Here is a 22,510-nt window from a genome sequence, read left to right as displayed (position 1 = left end):
CAAAAAAGCATCTCGCAAAATCAAACACAGAAAGATTTCGAGAGTACATAAAGAGTGCACAAGATAAGAGAGAACATATGAACATACAAGAAGCAAAAGAGACAATTGAAAAAGCCCTGCGCGCATACTTTGCAAGAGATGAAATTGGTTTTCCGCTGGTTCCCCTCCGGCAGCAGCGTCCCATTCTCCTGATCGGCCCGCCGGGCATCGGAAAAACGGCAATTATGGAGCAGATCGCAGAAGAGTGCGGTGTGGGGCTTGTCGCCTACACGATGACACACCATACGCGTCAGAGTGCCATGGGCCTTCCGGAGATCTGCACACGTGGAATCGAAGGGAAAATGGTACATACAACGGAATACACGATGAGCGAGATCATCGCCTCGATCTATGACTGCATGGAGCAGACCGGAAAGAAGCGGGGTATCCTCTTTCTCGATGAAATTAACTGCGTCTCCGAGACCCTCGCTCCGGTAATGCTGCAGCTTTTGCAGGAGAAAAAATTCGGCAATCAGCACATCCCGGATGACTGGCTGATCGTGGCCGCCGGAAATCCGCCGGAATACAATAAATCTGTGCGGGAATTTGATGTGGCAACGCTTGACCGTGTGCGGAAGATCGAGGTGCTTCCCGAGCTTTCCGTCTGGCTCTCCTACGCAGAGAAAAATCAGATCCACAGCGCCGTGACAACGTACCTTATGGCACACAGTGACCATTTTTATTCTGTTTCGCAGGAAGTGGATGAGAAGCGTTTTGTGACAGCACGCGGCTGGGAGGATTTGTCGGCCGTGCTGAAAAGTTATGAAATCCTGCATTTTCCGGTCGACGAAGCACTGATCGGACAATATTTGCAGGAAGAAAAGACGGCGGAGGAATTCAGCTCGTACTACAGGATTTACGAAAAATATGGACAGGATTACGGTGTGGAGGAGATTCTGACCGGTGCATTTTCCGGAAAAATCATGGCACAAAAACAGCAGATGGCGGCAAATGGTTCCGCAGAAGAGCGATCTGTACTGCTGTCTCTGTTTCATGCGGCACTTCGGAAAGAGGCATCCGCCTGCCAGAAGCAGGAGCACACGGCAAAGGAGCTCTCCGAGTGCTTTCGCCAGTTTACCGGGCTTTGCAGGCAGAAAAAAGATGAGACATACGCATCCTGGCTACAACAGAAAGAGCAGGGATTTGCAGTGTGCAAACAGCAGGGACTGCTGAAAAAGGGCGAGGAAGAAACGAATGCGCGGGTCTTGAAAAAGTTAAAAAAACTCGAGGAGACCGCTAAAAAATGTCGCAAAACCGATTCAGATCAGATGAAAGAGCTTTTTGAAACGGTATGTGAACTGGAACAGGAAAAAGTGGAGAAGGAAGTAAAGAATGTGAAACTGCAGATCCGCCGTGCCGCTGAATTTTTACAGAACAGCTTTCCGGGCGGAGCAGAAGTGGTGCTGTTTGAAGCAAATCTGGCGCGAAGTCCAGCGTTACGGAGCTTTTTGATTGAGAAAAGCATGGATGCCGAATGATAAGCGGCCACTTTGTAAAGAAGAAAATGGTTCTGAAAAGCCCATTTCTGGAGAAAAATGATTTGAAAGGAAGAAAAAGATGAATTATAAAATGATCCTGCAGTACGATGGCACGCGCTATAACGGCTGGCAGAAGCAGGGAAATACGGACAACACGATTCAGGGCAAGCTCGAAACGCTGCTGTCCAGGATCGCAGGAGAGCCGGTGGAGATCCACGGCGCGGGCAGAACCGATGCCGGCGTCCATGCGGCGGGACAGGTCGCAAATGCAAAGTTCCATACGGATCTATCCGATGAAGAACTTCTGCAGACAATCAACCATTATCTGCCGGAAGACATCGAAGTTACCAGCCTCGCGCGGATGCCGGAGCGCTTCCACAGCCGTCTGAATGCGGTGGACAAAACATACGAATACCGTATCGTGATCGATGGCAGAAAGCATGTTTTCGAGCGGAAATACGTGTATTTTCCGGAAGCACCGCTCGATGTGGAAAAAATGAAAGAAGCATCGAAAGCGTTTATCGGAACGTATGATTTCAGGAGCTTCTGTGCCAACAAACGTATGAAAAAATCGACAGTACGGACGATTACCGGAATTGATTTCTGCGAGAAAGACGGGATTCTTATCATTTCCTATACCGGAACCGGTTTTCTGTACCACATGGTGCGGATCCTGACCGGAACACTTGTGGAGGCCGGGATGGGAAAACGGGATATCGCATCAATGATGGAGCTTCTCAAAGCAAAAAACCGCGAAAGTGCGGGTTTTCTTGCACCGGCATGCGGACTCCTGTTAAAAGAAGTCCGATATGAATAACCGAAATAATCAGGGCAATGCACCAGCCTTTTTTGCATAAAAAACCGAAAAAAGGCTGTGAATTGATAAATGCAGCATAGAAAAGAGAAAGGATGAGGTGAAAAGCATGTTTCAGAAGAAAAGAAATACTTTTCATGGCGGCGTTCACCCGTACGAGGGAAAAGAGCTCTCCAAGGACAAACCGATTGTCAAAGCGCAGCCGGGCAACTTATTGTATTACGCAGTGTCACAGCACATCGGAGCGCCTGCTGTGCCGACCGTACAAAAAGGCGACCATGTAAAAGAGGGACAGAAAATCGCAGAAGCGGGAGGATTTGTTTCGGCTCCTGTTTACGCATCGGTTTCCGGCACGGTAAAAGGAATTGAGAAAAAAGTTTCCGCAGCCGGTTCCCCGGTAGACTGTATCGTTGTGGAGAACGACGGGCTGTATGAAAAAGAAACATTTGAGGAGTGCCCGCACTGGGAAAAACTCGACGCAGATACGATCCGGAACAAGATCAAAGAGGCCGGAATCGTGGGAATGGGAGGTGCAGGCTTTCCGACACACGTCAAGGTATCCCCGAAAGATCCGTCAGCGATTGACCACATTCTCGTCAATGGAGCAGAGTGTGAGCCGTATCTGACGAGCGACTACCGCAGAATGCTCGAAGAGCCGGAAAAGGTGATCGGAGGCTTAAAAATCATGCTGCATATGTTTCCGAGGGCAAAGGGAGTCATCTGCATTGAAGACAACAAACCGGACTGTATCGCGAAGTTCCGTGAGCTGGTGCTTCCGGAGGATAACATTGAGGTTCTGGAGCTTAAAACGAAATACCCGCAGGGTGCCGAGCGTATGCTGATCTATGCAGCAACGGGACGAAAGGTAAATTCCTCCATGCTGCCGGCGGACGCGGGCTGTATCGTGGATAACATTGATACCGTGACTGCTATTTACCAGGCAGTCCGCTTCGGCGAACCGCTGATGAGCCGTATCGTTACCGTGACGGGAGATGCTGTACAGAATCCGTGCAACTTTGAAGTACCGGTCGGCATGCTCTTGTCCGAACTTTTAGAGCAGGCAGGCGGTCTGAAAAACGAGGCGGTCAAGATCATCTGCGGCGGCCCGATGATGGGAAGAGCCCTGTTTACAATGGATGTTCCTGTTACCAAGACAACATCTGCACTGACCTGCCTTACGGAGGATGAAGTATCTGCGCTGGCACCATCTGCCTGCATCAACTGCGGACGCTGCGTTTCCGTCTGTCCGGGTCAGATTCTTCCGGCCCGCCTTTCCGTTTTTGCGGAGCACGGAGAGGAAGAGAAGTTCCTGAAATACGGCGGAATGGAGTGCTGTGAATGTGGCTGTTGTTCCTTTATCTGCCCGGCAAGACGTCCGCTGACGCAGGAGATCAGCTCAATGCGTAAAGTGCTTCTGGCAAAGAGAAAGAAGAAATAGGGGGACCTTACATATGAATGGATTATTACACGTATCATCTTCCCCGCACGCACGGTCCAAGGTAACGACGGATAAAATCATGTTTGCCGTCCTGCTTGCCCTTGCCCCGGCAGTCTGCGTGGGAATCTGGAATTTCGGCCTTCGGGCACTGCTTTTGATTGTGATTTCGATGGCAGTCTGTCCCCTGACGGAATATCTGTATGAAAAAGGAATGAAGAAACCGGTGACGATTGCCGACGGCAGTGCACTGGTAACTGGTCTTCTGCTGGCCATGAACATGCCGGTGCAGGCACCTCTTTGGATGCCGGTGATCGGTGGTGTGTTTGCAATTCTCGTTGTAAAACAGCTTTTCGGCGGTCTTGGCCAGAACATCATGAACCCGGCGCTTGCAGGAAGATGTTTCCTTTTGATTTCCTTCCCGGGTCATATGACAAACTTCGCTGCCCCGGCAGCCGCACACCTCGTGGATACTGTATCCGGTGCGACACCGCTCGCCGCAGCAAAAGCAGGAGAGCAGGTGAATCTGCTGTCCATGTTCCTTGGGAATACGGCCGGAACGATCGGTGAGACTTCCGCACTGGCCCTTCTGATTGGCGGCATTTTCCTTGTCTGCATTCATGTGATTGACCTCAATATTCCGCTCATCTACATCGGAACAGAGCTTTTATTTGCCCTGATTTTCGGCGGCCACGGTTTTGATATCAACTTCCTTGGCGCGCATCTTTTTGGCGGTGGTCTGATGCTCGGCGCATGGTTCATGGCAACCGATTACGTTACCCGCCCGATCACAAAGAAGGGACAGTATATCTACGCGGTCATTTTAGGACTTCTGACTGGCGTATTCCGTATCTTTGGAAATTCGGCAGAGGGCGTTTCCTATGCCATCATCTTTACCAACCTTCTGGTTCCGCTCATTGAGCGCGTGACCGTGCCGGTTGGATTCGGAAGAGGAGGCAAGAAAAAAGCATGAACAAAATTATAAAAAACGCACTGATTCTTGCGGCGATTACGCTGATTGCCGGCCTGCTTCTCGGTGCGGCCCACCAGGTAACCTTAGAGCCGATCCAGAAACAGCAGGAAAAAGAAAAACAGGAATCCTGTCAGAACGTATTCCCGGAGGCAGCTTCCTTTGAAGAAGTAACAATGAGCGATGCACAACAGGCAGAGCTTACGGCAGCACTGATCGGCCACGGTTTTGAAGCACAGACGATTGACGAACTGCTGCTTGCAAAAGACGCATCCGGCGCGACGATCGGCCTGGTTGAGATCATCTCCACAACCGAAGGCTATGGCGGCGGCATGCAGTTCTCGATGGGAATTGCATCGGACGGAACGACAAAAGGAATCTCTTTCCTGTCACTTTCCGAGACGGCCGGCCTTGGTATGCGTGCCGACACAGACGATTTCAAGAATCAGTTCAAGGATAAAAACGTAGAAGCATTCTCCTACACAAAATCCGGCGCATCCGCGGATGATGAAATCGATGCGCTGAGCGGAGCAACTCTGACAACGAACGCTGTAACAAACGGTGTCAATGCAGGAATCTGCTGTTTTAACTACTGCAACGAATCCGGTCTGCTTTCCGGAGAGGGAGGGAACTCATGAGAAAAGATACGCCGCTGGAACGGCTTTATAATGGTATCATAAAAGAAAACCCGACCTTCGTCATGATGCTGGGTATGTGTCCGACGCTTGCGGTTACCACTTCTGCAAAGAACGGTATCGGCATGGGCCTTGCGACGATGGTCATCCTGACCGCCTCCAACCTGATGATTTCCCTGCTTCGGAAAATCATCCCGGACGGCGTGCGTATGCCAGCATACATCGTTGTTGTGGCATCGTTTGTAACCATCGTGGAATTTTTGATGGAAGGTTTTATTCCGGCACTCTATTCCGCCCTTGGCATCTACATCCCGCTGATCGTTGTAAACTGTATCATCCTGGGACGCGCCGAGGCATATGCTGGAAAACATGGTCCGATCCCGTCTTTATTTGATGGTATCGGCATGGGCCTTGGATTTACCGTCGGCCTGACCCTGATCGGTATGTTTCGTGAGCTGATCGGAGCCGGAACCCTGTTCGGTATCCAGGTAATGCCGAGTGCTTACGAGCCGGTCAACATCTTCATCATGGCGCCGGGTGCATTCCTTGTGCTGGCAATGCTCGTTGCGGTGCAGAACCGCATCAAACGCCAGAAGTCAGAGAAAACCGGAAAACCGGCAGTCCCGGCAGAAGAGACCGGCTGTATGGCATGCGCCAATAAGGCATACTGCCAGGCTGTGAAAGGAAAGGAGGAAGCGAAATGAAAGAACTGATTTTAATTGCGATCGGTGCGGCGCTGGTCAATAACGTTGTCTTAAGCCAGTTCCTCGGCATCTGTGCTTTCCTCGGTGTTTCCAAAAAGATGGATACGGCGGCCGGCATGGGCGGAGCGGTTATTTTTGTCCTCACGATTTCTTCATTTGTGACAAGTCTGATTTACAAATTTATCCTGGCACCGGCAGAACTTGATTATCTGAAAACGATCGTTTTCATTCTTGTCATCGCGGCGCTGGTACAGCTCGTTGAGATGTTCCTGAAAAAGACGATTCCGTCTCTGTACCGAGCGCTCGGCGTTTACCTTCCGCTGATTACAACAAACTGCGCGGTACTCGGTGTGGCACTCATCAACGTACAGAAGGATTACACGATTCTGCAGGGTACGGTTTACGGTCTGGCAACCGCAATCGGCTTTACAATTGCCATGGTGCTGATGGCCGGCCTGCGGGAAAAGATGGAGTACAACGATATCCCGGAGTCATTCAAAGGAATGCCGATCGTTCTTCTTACGGCTATGCTGATGTCAATGGCATTTATGGGATTTTCCGGAATGATCTAGGAGGGATGAAGAGATGAATGGTATTTTAGCAGCCACCCTGATGGTGGGTGGAACCGGCCTTTTGATTGGTATTCTCCTTGGAATTGCCGGAAAGAAGTTTTATGTGGAAGTGGACGAGCGCGAGACGAAGGTCCGTGAAGCGCTGCCGGGCAACAACTGCGGCGGCTGTGGTTACCCGGGCTGTGACGGAGCGGCGGCTGCAGTGGTAAAGGGTGAAGCCCCGATTTCGGTCTGTCCGGTCGGCGGAGCGCCGGTTGCGGCAGCGATCGGTGCCATTATGGGACAGGAAGCCGGAGCACAGGAGCGCAGAAAAGCAGTGGTACGGTGCGCCGGTACGTGTGACGTGGCAAAGAACAAGTATGAATACACGGGTGCAAGGGACTGCTCCTACGCTGGTTTTGTACCGGGCGGCGGTCCGAAGAGCTGCGGAAACGGATGTCTTGGTTTTGGAAACTGCGTGAAGGCATGTAAGTTTGATGCGATCCATATTGAAAACGGCATTGCCGTTGTGGACGGCGAAGCGTGCAAGGCATGCGGTGCCTGCGTGAAGGCCTGTCCGAGAAATCTGATCGACCTGATTCCGTATGAGCAGAGGATCACGGTGAAATGCCGCTCAACCGAGAAGGGCAAGGCGGTGATGGCAGCGTGTGAGATCGGCTGTATCGGATGTAAGAAGTGCGAGAAGAACTGCCCGTCGGATGCAATTCACGTTGTGGACCAGCGCGCGGAGATCGACCCGGCAAAATGTACAGGCTGCGGCCTCTGCGCGGAGAACTGCCCGCGGAAGTGTATTATGGTAGAAAAATAAAAATGAGAAATTCCATGCTGTGGGAGGGAACTTCTGCGGCGTGGAATTTTTGCTTTTCGGTGATATCGTGTTAGCCAATGCCGGTGGTGGCTGGCTTGACTTGAATTTGGGAAAATGATAAACTGAAAGTCAGAAAACGAGGGGCAAAAAGCTAAAAAAATATAAAATGGCAGAAAGGACGGGGCAAAAGTATGACAATGACAATGGATGAACTGATGAAAGTGCTCGATATGCAGGAGGATATTCTGCAGTTTACGCATTTTACAAATGCAGACGCATGGGAACTGGGAACGATGATCCTGATGGAGGCAAGACGGCGCGGAGCACAGGTTGGCATCATGATCCGCAGAAGCAACGGGGAAGTTGTATTCCAGTATTGTGATAACGGCATTACGCCGCACAATGTGGAGCTGATGAGACGGAAGAGCAATTCGGTGCTTCTGACGGAGCGGAGTTCGCTGCAACTCTACATGGCAGCGACGAATGCGCCGGAGAGCGTAAAACAGATGGTACTGGACCCGAAGGAATACGCAATGCTGGGCGGAGGTTTTCCGATCTGCGTGGAAGAAGTCGGCGTTGTGGCAACCGTAGCAGTGTCCGGCATGGGACAGGTTTCGGATCATGATGTGATTGTGAAATGCATCAGCAAATATTTGCATATCGATGAAGTACCGAGAATCAGAACTGTATGAAAATGATGATTGAAACTAAATTTTGTGTATGATACAATGTCACCGGCAAAAAGACATGACAGTTCCATCAGGGACAACAAAACCCCCGTGAGCGGCAACTCACGGGGGTTGGTTTATGTCAGCAGGTTTTGCATATCTTCCGGCAGTGGTGCGTGGAAGTTTAAGGGTTCTCCGGTGATCGGATGGACGAAGGAGAGCGATGCAGAGTGAAGTGCCTGGCGGGGGAAAGTGCCGGGAGTTTTGTTGTAGAGGGTATCGCCGAGCAGCGGATGGCCGATGTAAGCCATGTGGACGCGGATCTGGTGGGTGCGGCCGGTTTCGAGATTGAGTTCGAGGTGGGAGAAAACGGAGCAGTGCGCGAGGGTGCGGTAATGGGTTACGGAGCGCTCGCCGGAGGCAAAGTCGACGGTGCGCTGGATGAGGGAGCCGTTGAGGCGGGCGATCGGTGCGTCGATGGTGCCGGATGCAGCGGTTTCGCCGAGGGCGAAGGCCTGATACGTGCGGTGGATTTCGCGGGAGCGCATGGCCTGGGAGAGGACGGCGGCGCTTAAGGCGTGCTTGGCGAGCACGATAAGGCCGGTGGTGTCGCGGTCGAGGCGGTTGATGCAGCGGTAGACGAAGGGTTCACCTTTCTGTTCAAAATACCATGCAATGCCGTTTGCCAGCGTATTTTCATAATTTCCAATCGACGGATGAATCGGCGTATCAGCGGGTTTATCCACAACGAGGATGTCGTCATCCTCATACACAACCGAAAACGGAACCGGCCGCGGCAGAATTCCGTCGGAGGGTTCTGTTTCGACAAGGTGCGTTTCGATCACATCCCCGGCGTGCACGGCCTGGCTCGTCCAGGCGCGGACGCCGTTTCGGAAAATGCCGTCCTCTGTGCGTTTTAAGCCCGTAATAATATGGCGCGAATATCCATGCCGGCGGAGAAACCATTCCACAGTCAGATTTTCCCGTTCCTCCTCCGGCGAAACCACATATGTAAACCTGTGTCCCATACACAAAACCTCCGTTTCTATAGCTTTTTTATCGAATGAACCCCGTCATTTCGGGGCAAAATTTCAAAAAGAGACTTTCCCAGTCTTTCGCAAGTATAGCCGAAAACAGATGGAAAAGCAAGAAACTTACCTTTCTATAGCGAAAATATAAAAAAGTATAAAAGTTTCATGAAATGTCAGAATTTGATTGATTTTAGCGAAAGAAAAGTTTATGCTACTAAAAAAGAAAGAAAATCAAGAAACAGGAGGGGATACAGATGAAACAGGTGCAAAAACCGAAAAAACCCATAATTTTTTATTATGTGATTGCGCTGATCGTCATTCTGCTGTTAAATCTTCTGCTTTTCCCGAGACTTCTCGAGCCAAAAGTAACAGAAGTTGATTACGGAAAATTTTTGCAGATGGTAGATAACAACGAAATCAGCGAAGTCCAGATCCAGTCAAATGAGATTATTTTCAGCGACAAATCAAGCCCGGCGAATTATTATAAGACGGGTGTGATGAATGATTACAAGCTGGTAGATCGTTTATATGAGGCAGGTATTACCGAATTCGGAACGCCGATCATAGAGCAGATGTCGCCACTCATGGAATTTCTTTTAACATGGGTAATACCGATCGTTGTGATGGTTGCGCTCGGACAGTGGCTGATGAAACGCATGACGAGCAAGATGATGGGCGGCATGGGAAATGCGATGAGCTTTGGAAAGAGCAACGCCAAGGTTTATGTACAGTCCGAAACCGGCATTAAATTTGCAGATGTTGCCGGAGAGGATGAGGCAAAAGAAATTTTACAGGAGATTGTTGACTTCCTGCATAATCCCAAAAAATATGAAGAAATTGGTGCAAAAATGCCGAAAGGAGCACTGCTTGTCGGCCCTCCAGGAACCGGTAAAACGCTGCTTGCAAAGGCAGTAGCCGGAGAGGCAAATGTTCCGTTCTTCTCCATTTCCGGTTCTGAGTTTGTCGAGATGTTCGTCGGCATGGGAGCTGCGAAGGTGCGTGACCTGTTCCAGCAGGCAAATGAGAAAGCACCGTGTATCGTCTTTATCGATGAGATCGATACCGTCGGCAAAAAACGTGACGGCGGCGGATTCTCCGGAAACGACGAGCGTGAGCAGACCCTGAACCAGCTGCTTGCCGAGATGGATGGATTCGATGGAAAGAAAGGCGTTGTCATTCTGGCAGCGACGAACCGTCCGGATTCCCTGGACCCGGCACTTCTTCGTCCGGGCCGTTTCGACCGCCGTGTGCCGGTTGAACTGCCTGACTTAAAAGGCCGTGAGGAAATCCTGAAAGTCCATGCGAAAAACATCCGCGTGGGCGACAATGTCGATTACAATGCGATCGCACGTATGGCATCCGGTGCTTCTGGTGCAGAACTTGCCAATATGATCAACGAGGCAGCACTCCGTGCCGTCCGTGATGGAAGAAAATTCGTCACCCAGGCGGATCTGGAGGAGAGCGTTGAGGTTGTCATCGCCGGATACCAGAAGAAGAATAAGATCATGACCGACAAAGAGAAACTGATCGTTTCCTACCACGAGGTCGGCCATGCACTCGTCGCAGCACTGCAGAGCCATTCCGCTCCGGTTACGAAGATCACCATTATCCCGCGTACGTCCGGCGCCCTCGGCTATACGATGCAGGTGGATGAAGATGAGCACAACCTGATGAGCCGCGAAGAGCTGGAAAACAAGATTGCAACCCTGACCGGCGGCCGTGTGGCAGAGGATCTGGTGTTCCATTCCATCACGACAGGTGCTTCGAACGATATCGAGCAGGCAACGAAGGTGGCAAGATCCATGATCACCCGCTTCGGTATGAACGAGGAATTTGGTATGGTTGCATTTGAGACGGTAACGAACCAGTACCTCGGCGGTGACACTTCCCTGGCATGCTCCGAATCGACAGCAGCACAGATTGATGAGAAGGTTGTTGCAGCAGTCAGAAAACAGTACGACAAAGCAGAGCAGCTCTTAAAAGATAACATGCCGAAACTCCACGAGCTGGCAAAATATCTGTATGAGAAAGAGACAATCACAGGTGATGAGTTTATGGAAATCCTGAATTTATCCCCGGATCAGCTCACGACAACGAGAATGGAAACAAACTAAAAAGCGATAAAAGCAGATGAGAATCCCGCGTTACTGTTCACCCAGCAGTGAAACACTTGCTGTTTCACTGCGTAAGAAAGTGATTCACGAATCCCGCGTTTCAAGGCGACTTCAGCCTTGCGCGGGATTCTTTCTTGTGCTATAATGCTGTAATGCGAAATTATGACACAAAAAGACAGATTTTTTTAAGATAGACCAAGAGAACATAAGGAGAAACGCAATGAAGAAAAAACAGGCATGGAAAGTGATGGGTGCTGTCCTTGCGGGCACACTGGTATTTTCCGATGCAGTTCCGCTCCGTGCCAGCGCATCGGCAGGAACGGAAAAAAGCGCAGTACAGAACGAAACTGTCTCCGGAACGGAGAACGGTACAGAGACAAAACGGGCAGCCGTTTATGTGAATCTGAAAACCGGCGATGATACGGCAGACGGTACAACGGCAGAGACAGCAGTAAAAACCGTGGAAAAAGCACAGGAGCTTCTTGCAGTTGCAGCGGCAGAACTGCAGGCGGACGGGAAAACAACCGAAAAAAACACTGCTGCAGATACCAGCAAAACGGCAGCGGAGGAAGCAGCAGAAAAATATCTGGTATTCGTCGGAATGGATGAAAAAGAGCTGGAAACGTATCGAAAGAAACAGCAGAAAACAGACTTCAGGGGAAGAGTAACAGATACCGTTTTTGCGGCAGATGAAATCGTGGTGACAGAAGCCGGATATGAGGCTGTTCTGGCAGCAGAAAAAGCAAAAGAAACGGTTTCGGAAACACCAACGCTTGCGCCAGGCGAGTCTCCGGCACCGGATGCGGCAGAAGATACCGTAACACCAACTCCGGGTCCGACGGAAACGCCGGATGCAGAGCCGACCGCAGAACCAACGGTGACCCCGGACGCAGAACCGACGGAAACGCCGGACGCAGAGCCGACCGTAACGCCGGCGGAGGAACCAACGGCAACTCCGACACCGGATGCGGACAACGGAGAAGATACAGGGGATACACCAACGGCAGCGCCGACACCGGATGCGGAACCGACCGTAACGCCGGAAGTAACTCCGACGACAGCACCGGGCGAGAATACCGATGACAGTGAAAATCCGGAGAATCCGGAAACTCCGGCAGAAGATCCAACCGTGACACCTGCCCCGGATGATACAGCAAAAGACGATCCTGCAGCAGATGATACAAACCAGGACGATACAAACCAGGATAACCAGAACGGAACGGGAAATGATGCATCATCGGACCAGTGGAAACAGGATGAAAATCTGGATGACCTTGTAAAAGATGAAATTCAGAAAGAAAACGAAACCGTAAAAAATTTCGATGAAATTTCCAATCCATCCGGTACGGACAGCACAGAAGACGGCTATCTGATCTCCAATGTCTCTCTTTTGATCCAGCCGGTGGCAGTAAGTCTGTCCAGAAGCCTTGTATCAGAGGAGCAGACGGAAACAGCAGAAGCTGAGACGGCGGACGAAGGCGAGCATGAACTGCTTGCAGCTGCAGAGCAGAAATCCAACCTGAGTGCAGGTGAAATGACAGCAAGTGCAGCCGATGACGTAAGTACGCTGCGTGCCGCAGGAACGATCCTTGTAGGACCGGACAACTACGGAACGAATAAGACATCCACTCCGACTCCGACAGCCACACCGTCGAAGAGCAGCAGTAACAACAGCTCTTCCAATTCCAATACCGGAAGCACAAAGATTCCGCAGAAGAAGACACAGACCACTGTAAGCATCCGCAGCATCCCGGTCAACACCGGCGATGAGACGATGGTGCTTCCGCTGGCGATCAGCTCCGCACTTTCTGCAGCCGTTATGTTCTGCATGGCATTCCTTCAGATGCAGGCGAAACGCGCAAAGAGCATGGCCGCATGGCTGGAATTCAAAAAGAATCATCCGTTTGACGAAAAATAAAGAAACAGGCATATCCGGAAAAGCCATTCCATACATTTACAGTATGGGAGGGCTTTTTCTTATGGAAGAAAAGAAAACATGGGCGGTGGGTGCGGGCAGCGGGATCAGCTGGCTGAAGGCTCTTCTCGTTTCCTATCTGATCTCGGTGCTTCTTCTTTTGCTGCTGTCTTTCCTGCTCTGGAAATTTTCCTGGAAGGAAAGCTGGGTGCAGGCGGGCATTGTGGTGATCTATCTGGCATCAAGCTTTTCCGGCGGAAGAATGGCAGGAAACATGGCGGGAAAACGGCGGTTTCTCTGGGGCATCTGCTTTGGAATCGTGTATTTTGCCATTCTGATCATCGTCTCCGCAGTCTTCCTGCCGGGCGGATTTGCCGGAGCCGGAAGACTTCTGTGGGCGGCAGCAGTCTGTGCCGTCGGCGGAATGGCAGGCGGAATGACGGCACACGGCAGATAAAAGCGGACAAAACAGAACATTTTTTCAAAAAACAGACTTTTAAATTTGAAAAACCTATGCTATAATGGGAAGAGCTAATGGCCGAAGACTATAAAAAAGTCGCGCGTCAACTACAATGAAGGAGGAATGTGCCATGAAACACATCAAAACTTTAAATACAAAAAGCTTACAGAACACTGTAAAAAAAGGTGGATGCGGTGAGTGCCAGACATCCTGCCAGTCCGCATGTAAGACTTCTTGCACCGTAGGCAACCAGAGCTGCGAGCATAAGTAAAAGTAATCCATAAGGACGAGTAAAAGGTGTTCCCAGAACCGGTTTCGCCGGATTTGGGAACATTCTTTTTGCCAGGCACATCAAAAAAAGAGAGAGTTATAGAAAGGAATACCACAGTGATACATTTATATAAAAGCAATGGCTTCAACATGGTGCTGGACGTCAACAGCGGCTCCGTCCATGTTGTGGATGACTGCGTATACGATGTCCTTTCCTGCATGAACGAAGGAAAAAATGCAGAAGAGGCAGCAGAGGCGCTTAGCAGTAAATATGCCGAGCAGGACATCACCGAAGCCAGAGAAGAAATTCAGGAACTTACAGATAACGGCATGCTCTTTACAAAAGACATTTACGAAAACGCAATTGATCAGTTTTCCAACCGTCCGACCGTCGTAAAAGCACTCTGCCTCCACATTGCACACGACTGTAACCTTGCCTGTCGTTACTGCTTCGCAGAAGAGGGCGAGTATCACGGAAGACGTGCACTGATGTCCCTGGAAGTCGGCAAAAAAGCGCTTGATTTCCTGATCGCAAACTCCGGCAGCAGAAGAAACCTCGAGGTAGATTTCTTCGGCGGTGAACCGCTGATGAACTGGGATGTTGTAAAACAGCTCGTAGCCTACGGAAGAGAACAGGAGAAGTTACATAACAAGAACTTCCGTTTCACCCTGACCACCAACGGTGTTCTCTTAAACGACGAGGTCATGGAGTTCTGCAATAAAGAGATGGGCAACGTCGTATTAAGTATCGACGGAAGAAAAGAAGTTCACGATCACATGCGTCCGTTCCGCAAAGGTGCCGGAAGCTACGATCTGATCGTGCCGAAATTCCAGAAATTCGCTGAGCTTCGTCATCAGGATAAATACTATGTGCGCGGAACCTTCACGCATTACAACACAGACTTTGCAGCTGATGTTCTCCATCTGGCAGACCTCGGCTTCAAGCAGATCTCGGTTGAGCCTGTTGTAGCGCCTCCGACCGAGGACTATGCGATCCGTGAGGAAGACCTTCCGGTGATCTTCGAACAGTACGACATTCTGGCAAGAGAGATGATCAAGAGAGAAAAAGAGGGAAGAGGCTTCAATTTCTTCCACTTTATGATCGATCTGACCGGCGGACCATGTGTTTATAAACGTCTTTCCGGCTGCGGTTCCGGAACCGAGTACCTTGCGGTAACACCGTGGGGCGATTTCTATCCGTGCCACCAGTTCGTAGGACAGGAAGATTTCTGCCTCGGAAATGTTTACGAAGGCGTGAAAAAGACAGAAACTGTCAACGAATTCAAAAAATGCAACGTTTATTCCAAGAAGGAGTGCAGCCAGTGCTTTGCACGGTTCTACTGCAGCGGCGGATGCGCGGCAAACTCCTACAATTTCACAGGTAAGATCAACGATGTTTACGAGATCGGATGCAAGATGCAGCAGAAACGGATCGAGTGTGCATTGATGATAAAGGCAGCTCTGGCCGAAGATTAAAGAAAAGAGGAAAATCGCGACATGATGAAGAAGAAACAGAGTATCATCGCACTCGTCCTGGCAGCCATTGTAACAGTGCTTCTTGGATGGACGATGATCAAAGGATGGGGTCCTACCGGAACCGGTTCGATGAAGAACATCAACCTGGGTCTGGATCTGTCCGGCGGTGTCAGCATTACCTATCAGGCCGTAAAGGACAACCCGACAGACGAAGAAATGTCAGATACCCGCTACAAGCTGGAACAGCGTGCGCAGCAGTACAGCGAAGAGGCACAGGTATATCTGCAGGGCGACAACCGTATCACCATTGAAATCCCGGGTGCAACCGATGCAACCACCATTCTGGAAGAGATGGGTAAACCGGGAAGCCTGTATTTCATCAAACAGACCAACGATGACGGAACAGAAAACTACACCTACGACAGCTCGACCGGCGAGTACGTTCTGAACGGAAAAACTATCGAAGAGCTCGAGGAGGACGGCTCCGTCGTTCTGACCGGTAAAGATGTGGAGAGCGCAGAAGCCATGCATCAGCAGAACTCCACCACAAAAGCAACCGAGAGCGTCGTTCAGCTGAAAATGACCGACGAAGGAAAACAGAAATTTGCAGACGCAACCCAGGAAGCCTACAGCGCAGGAAAGAGCATCGGTATCTACTATGATGAAAAATTCGTCAGTGTACCGAGTGTAAACGCTGTGATTTCCGATGGTACTGCAGTCATCTCCGGCGGAAACATGGACTGGGATGAAGCAACCAGCCTGGCATCCACCCTCCGTATCGGTTCCCTTTCCCTGAAACTTGAGGAGATCAACTCCAGCGTCGTTGGAGCACAGCTTGGATCTGCAGCTGTTTCCACCAGCGTAAAAGCGGGAGCGATCGGCATTGTACTGATTATCCTTTTCCTTGCAATCGTATATCGCCTGCCTGGTATTGCTGCCGGATGGGCACTGCTCATCTATGTTGAGCTGAATCTGATTGCTTTAAATGCATTTGACCTGACATTGACCCTGCCTGGTATCGCAGGTGTTATCCTGTCGATCGGTATGGCGGTCGATGCGAACGTTATCATTTATGCCCGTATCGAGGAGGAGATCGGTGCCGGAAAGACGGTTCATGCGGCAATCCGCGACGGATTCAAGAAGGCAGCTTCTGCCATCCTGGACGGAAACGTGACGACCCTGATTGCAGCAGCTGTTCTGTATGCGCTTGCGAGCGGAAGTGTCCGCGGATTCGCCATGACACTTGCTCTTGGTATTGTTCTTTCCATGTTCAGCGCCATGGTTGTTTCCAGACTGCTGGTCAACAGCCTGTACGGTATGGGACTGAAGGATGCGAAATACTACGGAACCAAGAAAGAGCGCAAGGGATTTCCATTTGTGGAAAAGAGAAAGATCTTCTTCACGATCTCCTGCATTCTGCTGCTTGCCGTTCCGGCCAGCATGATTTTCATGCATCAGACAAAGGGAAGCGCACTGAACTTCGGCCTTGACTTCAAGGGCGGTACTTCCATCAACGTTCCGTTCAACGAGGATTACTCCATCGAAGAGCTGGACAAAGAGGTAGAGCCGGTTGTGGAAGGCGTGACAAAAGATTCCAATATTCAGATGACAAAGGTTGTCGGAGGCAACAATGTCATCATCAAAACACGTTCTCTGACTCTGGAAGAGCGTGAGCAGGTTTACCAGGCAATGGCAGACAATTTCGGTGTCGATACTTCTGAAATCACTTTCGACAACATTTCTTCTACTGTAAGTAAAGAAATGAGCCAGAATGCGATGAAAGCAGTTATCATCGCTGTAGTCTGCATGCTGCTGTACATCTGGATCCGTTTCCGCGACATCCGTTTCGCATCGAGTGCCATCCTTGCACTGATGCACGATATCGCCATTGTATTCGGATTCTATGTGGTATCCCGTATTTCGGTCGGCAGCACCTTTATCGCGTGTATGCTGACGATCCTCGGCTATTCCATCAACAGTACGATCGTCATCTTCGACCGTATCCGTGAGAATCTGCCGGAGTTAAAGAGAGAGCCGATCGAGTCCCTGGTTGACCGCTGCATCACGGACACCCTGACCCGAAGCATTTACAGTTCCCTCACCACCTTTATCACCATCTTTGTTCTGTTCGTGATGGGAGTTTCTTCCATCCGCGACTTTGCAGCACCTCTGATGGTTGGTATCGTATGCGGAGCTTACACTTCTGTCTGCATCACAGGTGCCCTGTGGTATGTGATGAAGCACGTTGGAAAAAACAAATATGTGCCGTCCAAAGCAGTACAGAATAAGACAAAAAATAAATAAAAGCAGCAAAAACCATAAAAAGAGAAACGCCGGACCGGAAAAGTCCGGCGTTTCCTGCTAACAGGAAAGAGGAGAACATATGAAGAAAGAACGCTGGGTAGTTTCGGCAAAACGCGCCGATTTCCAGGCAATTGCGGATCGGTTCGGCATCGATCCCGTCATCGCCCGCCTGATCCGGAACCGGGATGTGACCGGGGAGAAAGAGATCGAAGAGTATCTCTTCGGTGATCTGGAGCAGCTCCACGATCCGCTGCTGATGAAGGATATGGAGCGCGCGGCAGATCTGATCGCAGAAAAAATCCGGGAGAAAAAGCCGATCCGCATCATCGGGGACTACGACATCGACGGTGTTACGGCAACGTATATTCTGCTGACCGGATTAAAAGATCTCGGTGCCGATGCGGATGTGCGTATCCCGGACCGGATTGCAGACGGATACGGCTTAAATGAGCATCTTGTGCAGTTTGCCGCGGATGAGGGGCGGGACACGATCGTCACCTGTGACAACGGCATCGCGGCGGGCAGTCAGATCCGTCTGGCAAAAGAGCTTGGCATGACGGTTGTTGTGACGGACCACCACGAGGTTCCGTTTGAGGAGGATGAAAACGGAGAACGCCGCTACATCCTGCCGCCGGCGGACGCGGTTGTCAATCCGAAACAGAAAGACTGTTCCTATCCGTTTCCGGGCCTCTGCGGTGCGGCCGTCGCATGGAAACTGATCCAGACGATGGAGGCAAAAGCAGGTATTCCAAAGGAGCACAGCTTCCGCTTTCTGGAATTTGTCGCCATTGCGACGATCGGTGATGTGATGGATCTGCAGGGAGAAAACCGGATTTTTGTAAAAGCCGGCCTTCGGGCGCTCCATAAAACGCAGAACCTCGGCCTGCAGGAGCTGATCCGTGTGCAGGGCATCGAGGCGGAAAACGTGACACCGTATCACATCGGCTTCGTTCTCGGCCCGTGCATCAACGCATCGGGACGGCTTGACACGGCGGAGCATTCGTTAAAACTGCTCTGCGCAAAGACACGTGAGGAGGCCGCAAAGCTTGCCGGGGACTTGAAAGACCTGAATGAAAGCCGCAAAGAGCTGACGCGCCAGGGTGAGGCGAAAGCAATCGAGCTCGTGGAAACCTCCCCGCTGCAGAACGACAAAGTCCTCGTCGTCTATCTGCCGGACTGCCACGAGAGCCTTGCCGGAATCATCGCAGGTCGCCTGCGGGAGCACTTCCACAAACCATCCTTCGTACTCACCAGAAGTGAGGAGGGCGTCAAGGGCTCCGGCCGCTCGATCGAAGCGTATTCGATGTATGAGGAGCTCTGCAAATGCAAAGAACTGATGACGAAATTCGGCGGCCACCCGATGGCTGCGGGCCTTTCCCTCGCAGGAGAGGAGATGATCGAACCGTTCCGCCGGGCACTGAACGATAATTCCACGCTGACGGAAGAGGATTTCGTCGAAAAAGTTGTGATCGATGTGCCGATGCCGATCACCTACATCACCAAAAATCTGATCCGCCAGTTAAGTCTCTTGGAGCCGTTCGGAAAAGGCAACACGAAACCGCTGTTCGCACAGAAAGGACTGACTGTATTAAATTACCGCATTTTTGGAAAGAATAGAAACGTGGTGAAAGTACAGCTTGCCGATGCGGGCGGATACCAGATGGATGGTGTCTATTTCGGCGAGGGAGAAGCGTTCGCCGCATACGTGGATGCACATCCGACCCTCTCGGTAGCGTACTATCCGTCGATCGATACGTGGAACGGACGCGACAAATTACAGATCAATATCCAGAGTTATTTTTAAAGATGCAGAAAAGCCGCAAATACCTGATTTTTCTGCCCTGTTTTCTATCGGAAACAAAATTGACGCAGAAGAATATTGATGCTATACTGTAAGGTGAATTGTCAAACCTTGACGAAACGGAGGAATATTTTATGAAAAAAGTAGAGGATTACGTAAGAAGTATTCCGGATTTCCCGGAACCGGGTATTATTTTCAGAGATGTAACGAGTATCCTGCAGGACGCAGACGGACTGCAGCTTGCCATAGATGAGATGCAGCATTTTGTAGAAGAAGTAGACTGTGACGTAATCTGCGGAACCGAGTCCCGCGGCTTCATTTTCGGTATGCCGATTGCTTACAATCTGCACAAACCGTTCGTGCCGATCCGTAAAAAAGGAAAACTTCCTCTGGAGACCATCGAGGAGAGCTATGACCTGGAGTACGGCAGCGCAACGATCGAGATGCACAAAGACTCCATCAAACCGGGCCAGAAGGTAGTCATCATCGACGACCTGATTGCAACCGGCGGTACCGTGGAGGCTTGTGCAAAAATGATCGAGCGCCTCGGCGGCGAAGTAACCAGAATCGTGTTCCTGATGGAGCTTGCCGGCTTAAAAGGACGCGAAAAACTGGCAAAATATGATGTAAAATCTGTCATCCGTTACGATGGCAAATAACGTATCCAACGAAACGCAGGGGTTAATCATGAGAGCGGAGGATACATATGGAAGAAGAGAAAAGAATCAGTGAAGAAGAATTAAAGAAGGATGTGGCGGCGGCAGAAGCCAGAATCCGCAAGACGGACGATTTTACAAGTCCGGAGGAATTATACGGGGAATTGATCGCTTCTGTGAAAAAATATCATCCATCGGACGATATTTCCCTGATCGAAAAAGCATACCGCGTGGCAGCGGATGCACATAAGGACCAGAAAAGAAAGAGCGGGGAACCGTACATCATCCATCCGCTCTGTGTGGCAATTATCCTGGCAGATCTGGAGCTCGACAAGGAGTCGATCGCGGCAGGCCTTCTGCACGACGTTGTCGAAGATACCGTCATGACCGAAGAAGAGCTGACCGAGGAGTTCGGCCCGGAGGTGTCCCTGATTGTAAGCGGTGTCACGAAGCTGGCACAGCTGAAATATTCTGCGGATAAGGTCGAGGAGCAGGCAGAAAACCTGAGAAAGATGTTCCTTGCGATGGCAAAGGATATCCGTGTTATTCTGGTAAAACTGGCGGACCGTCTGCACAACATGCGGACCGCACAGTACTGGTCGCCGGAGACGCAGAAGAAAAAAGCGCGTGAGACGATGGATATTTATGCCCCGATCGCACAGCGCCTCGGTATTTCCAAGATCAAGGTCGAACTCGATGACCTTTCTCTGAAATATCTGGAGCCGGATGCGTACTATGAACTGGTGCAGAAGGTCAGCATGAAGCGGGAGCAGCGGCAGGAGTTTGTCGATGCGATCGTAAAAGAGGTGACCCGTCATATCCACCAGGCCGGCATTGAGGCAGATGTCAACGGACGAATCAAGCACTTTTTCAGCATCTACAAAAAGATGGTCAACCAGCATAAGACGCTGGATCAGATCTATGACCTCTTTGCGGTCCGCATCATCGTGGAATCCGTCAAAGACTGCTATGCAGCGCTCGGTGTCATCCATGAAATGTACACGCCGATCCCGGGCCGTTTCAAAGATTACATTGCGATGCCGAAGCCAAACCGTTACCAGTCCCTGCATACAACCCTGATCGGACCGAACGGACAGCCGTTTGAGATTCAGATCCGTACTTATGAGATGCACCGGATTGCAGAATACGGTATCGCTGCACACTGGAAATACAAAGAGGCCTCCGACGGCAAGAAACCGGGACCGGAGCAGGAAGAGGAAAAACTGACCTGGCTGCGCCAGATTCTGGAGTGGCAGCAGGACATGGCGGACAACCATGAGTTCATGAACCTCTTAAAGAGCGATCTCGACCTGTTTGCCGACAATGTTTACTGTTTCAGCCCGGCGGGCGATGTCAAAACGCTTCCGGTCGGCTCCTGTGCCATCGACTTTGCTTATTCCGTCCACAGTGCGGTCGGCAACAAGATGGTCGGAGCGAGGGTCAACGGAAAACTCGTGCCGATCGAGACGGAACTTCACAACGGAGACCGCGTCGAGATCATCACCTCGCAGAACTCCAAGGGACCGAGCCGCGACTGGCTGAAAATTGCGAAGAGTTCCCAGGCAAAGAGCCGCATCAACCAGTGGTTCCGCCAGCAGAACAAGACGGACAACATCGTCAAAGGCAAGGAAATGCTCACCAGCTATGCAAAGCTGAAGGGCAAAAACCTTGGAATCTATACGAAACCGATGTACGAAGAGGCTGTCATGAGAAAGTACGGCTTCCGCGACTGGGATTCCGTTCTTGCGGCCATCGGCCACGGCGGCTTAAAAGAGGGCCAGGTCCTCAACAAGCTGATTGAGACGTACGAAAAGCAACATAAAAAAGAGATCACCGACGAGCAGGTGCTCGAGGCGGCATCTGGAGAGAAAGTTCTGCCGGTTGGAAAGAGCAAGGGCGGCATCGTCGTGCGCGGTATCCACGATGTGGCAGTTCGCTTCTCAAAATGCTGCAATCCGATCCCGGGCGATGAGATCGTGGGCTTTGTCACAAGAGGACGCGGCGTGACCATTCACCGCACCGACTGTGTCAATGTCCTGAATCTGCCGGAATCTGAGCGGGCGCGCCTCATTGATGCTGAATGGCAGGCAGAGGACAACGGCGGCTCTCTCTATACCGTGGAGATCAGCGTTTACGCAAACAACCGTACCGGTCTTCTGGTGGATATCTCCAAGATCTTTACCGAGCGGAAGATCGACCTTGCGGCGATGAACGTGAGAACGAGCAAGCAGGGAACGGCTTCCATCGATGTGACGTTCGACGTGCACAACAACGAAGAGCTGAACAGCATCATCGAGAAGGTACGCCAGGTGGAGAGCGTGATCAATATTCAGAGATCGAGAGGATAAAAAGGAGAAAAG

19 protein-coding genes are annotated in these 22,510 nt (G+C 50.9%); 18 read left to right on the top strand and 1 reads right to left on the bottom strand.

The genetic code is table 11. The features are described from left to right. Positions 1-77: 77 nt before the first annotated feature. The 9 genes from PGS38_RS10940 (at position 78) to PGS38_RS10900 (ending at position 8,147) form a co-directional block, all read left to right on the top strand. Positions 78-1,517: an ATP-binding protein gene (locus tag PGS38_RS10940; RefSeq protein WP_270476253.1), complete on the top strand. Its 1,440-nt coding sequence runs from the start codon at positions 78-80 to the stop codon at positions 1,515-1,517. Positions 1,518-1,596: 79 nt separating this feature from the next. After that, positions 1,597-2,334 carry a tRNA pseudouridine(38-40) synthase TruA gene (gene truA / locus PGS38_RS10935; RefSeq protein WP_117509425.1) on the top strand — a complete coding sequence of 246 codons (738 nt, stop codon included), beginning with the start codon at positions 1,597-1,599 and terminating at the stop codon, positions 2,332-2,334. Positions 2,335-2,440: 106 nt separating this feature from the next. Beyond that, positions 2,441-3,769, top strand: a complete 1,329-nt coding sequence (rsxC, locus tag PGS38_RS10930) for an electron transport complex subunit RsxC (protein ID WP_118659612.1) — start codon at positions 2,441-2,443, stop codon at positions 3,767-3,769. 13 nt (positions 3,770-3,782) lie between these two features. After that, the gene (locus PGS38_RS10925; RefSeq protein ID WP_118659610.1) at positions 3,783-4,739 is read left to right on the top strand and encodes an RnfABCDGE type electron transport complex subunit D; all 957 of its coding nucleotides are present in this window, start codon (positions 3,783-3,785) and stop codon (positions 4,737-4,739) included. Then, positions 4,736-5,374: an FMN-binding protein gene (locus PGS38_RS10920; protein WP_118640217.1), complete on the top strand. Its 639-nt coding sequence runs from the start codon at positions 4,736-4,738 to the stop codon at positions 5,372-5,374. The genes PGS38_RS10925 and PGS38_RS10920 overlap by 4 nt, the downstream gene beginning before the upstream one ends. Continuing rightward, on the top strand, positions 5,371-6,075 hold the full coding sequence (gene rsxE / locus PGS38_RS10915; RefSeq protein ID WP_022461369.1) for an electron transport complex subunit RsxE: 705 nt from the start codon (positions 5,371-5,373) through the stop codon (positions 6,073-6,075). Before PGS38_RS10920 ends, rsxE begins: the two co-directional genes overlap by 4 nt. Continuing rightward, a complete protein-coding gene (gene rsxA, locus PGS38_RS10910) occupies positions 6,072-6,647 on the top strand; it encodes an electron transport complex subunit RsxA (RefSeq protein ID WP_022461368.1) in 576 nt (191 codons plus the stop codon). Before rsxE ends, rsxA begins: the two co-directional genes overlap by 4 nt. Before the next feature lie 13 nt (positions 6,648-6,660). Next, a complete protein-coding gene (locus PGS38_RS10905; RefSeq protein ID WP_117509259.1) occupies positions 6,661-7,455 on the top strand; it encodes an RnfABCDGE type electron transport complex subunit B in 795 nt (264 codons plus the stop codon). 191 nt (positions 7,456-7,646) lie between these two features. After that, positions 7,647-8,147 carry a heme-degrading domain-containing protein gene (locus tag PGS38_RS10900; protein WP_022461366.1) on the top strand — a complete coding sequence of 167 codons (501 nt, stop codon included), beginning with the start codon at positions 7,647-7,649 and terminating at the stop codon, positions 8,145-8,147. Between the two features lie 113 nt (positions 8,148-8,260). On the opposite strand, the gene PGS38_RS10895 is transcribed toward PGS38_RS10900, so the two are convergent. Beyond that, entirely contained in the window at positions 8,261-9,151 is an 891-nt protein-coding gene (locus PGS38_RS10895; RefSeq protein ID WP_055219470.1) for an RluA family pseudouridine synthase, read from the bottom strand. 257 nt (positions 9,152-9,408) lie between these two features. Here PGS38_RS10895 and ftsH point away from each other — a divergent pair, with 257 nt between their 5' ends. The 9 genes from ftsH (at position 9,409) to PGS38_RS10850 (ending at position 22,498) form a co-directional block, all read left to right on the top strand. Continuing rightward, positions 9,409-11,268, top strand: coding sequence for an ATP-dependent zinc metalloprotease FtsH (ftsH, locus tag PGS38_RS10890; protein WP_055219468.1), 1,860 nt, complete (start codon positions 9,409-9,411; stop codon positions 11,266-11,268). A gap of 220 nt (positions 11,269-11,488) precedes the next feature. Continuing rightward, a complete protein-coding gene (locus tag PGS38_RS10885; protein WP_158565830.1) occupies positions 11,489-13,186 on the top strand; it encodes a hypothetical protein in 1,698 nt (565 codons plus the stop codon). Positions 13,187-13,247: 61 nt separating this feature from the next. Next, the gene (locus PGS38_RS10880) at positions 13,248-13,640 is read left to right on the top strand and encodes a TIGR04086 family membrane protein (RefSeq protein WP_158554962.1); all 393 of its coding nucleotides are present in this window, start codon (positions 13,248-13,250) and stop codon (positions 13,638-13,640) included. Positions 13,641-13,773: 133 nt separating this feature from the next. Further along, the gene (gene scfA, locus PGS38_RS10875; RefSeq protein ID WP_022461131.1) at positions 13,774-13,914 is read left to right on the top strand and encodes a six-cysteine ranthipeptide SCIFF; all 141 of its coding nucleotides are present in this window, start codon (positions 13,774-13,776) and stop codon (positions 13,912-13,914) included. A 116-nt stretch (positions 13,915-14,030) separates the two neighbouring features. Then, on the top strand, positions 14,031-15,389 hold the full coding sequence (gene scfB, locus PGS38_RS10870) for a thioether cross-link-forming SCIFF peptide maturase (RefSeq protein ID WP_117509255.1): 1,359 nt from the start codon (positions 14,031-14,033) through the stop codon (positions 15,387-15,389). A 24-nt stretch (positions 15,390-15,413) separates the two neighbouring features. Beyond that, positions 15,414-17,693 carry a protein translocase subunit SecD gene (secD, locus tag PGS38_RS10865; protein ID WP_117509424.1) on the top strand — a complete coding sequence of 760 codons (2,280 nt, stop codon included), beginning with the start codon at positions 15,414-15,416 and terminating at the stop codon, positions 17,691-17,693. 79 nt (positions 17,694-17,772) lie between these two features. Then, positions 17,773-19,497: a single-stranded-DNA-specific exonuclease RecJ gene (gene recJ, locus PGS38_RS10860; RefSeq protein WP_117509254.1), complete on the top strand. Its 1,725-nt coding sequence runs from the start codon at positions 17,773-17,775 to the stop codon at positions 19,495-19,497. Positions 19,498-19,628: 131 nt separating this feature from the next. After that, positions 19,629-20,153, top strand: a complete 525-nt coding sequence (locus tag PGS38_RS10855; RefSeq protein ID WP_117509253.1) for an adenine phosphoribosyltransferase — start codon at positions 19,629-19,631, stop codon at positions 20,151-20,153. Positions 20,154-20,200: 47 nt separating this feature from the next. Beyond that, positions 20,201-22,498 carry a RelA/SpoT family protein gene (locus tag PGS38_RS10850; protein WP_118640220.1) on the top strand — a complete coding sequence of 766 codons (2,298 nt, stop codon included), beginning with the start codon at positions 20,201-20,203 and terminating at the stop codon, positions 22,496-22,498. Positions 22,499-22,510 lie beyond the last annotated feature (12 nt).

Origin of the sequence: Fusicatenibacter saccharivorans, assembly GCF_027667425.1 — a bacterium.
Lineage (GTDB): Bacteria > Bacillota > Clostridia > Lachnospirales > Lachnospiraceae > Fusicatenibacter > Fusicatenibacter saccharivorans.
Note: the sequence above shows the minus strand (reverse complement) of the source record. Positions and strands in the feature narration are given on the sequence as shown.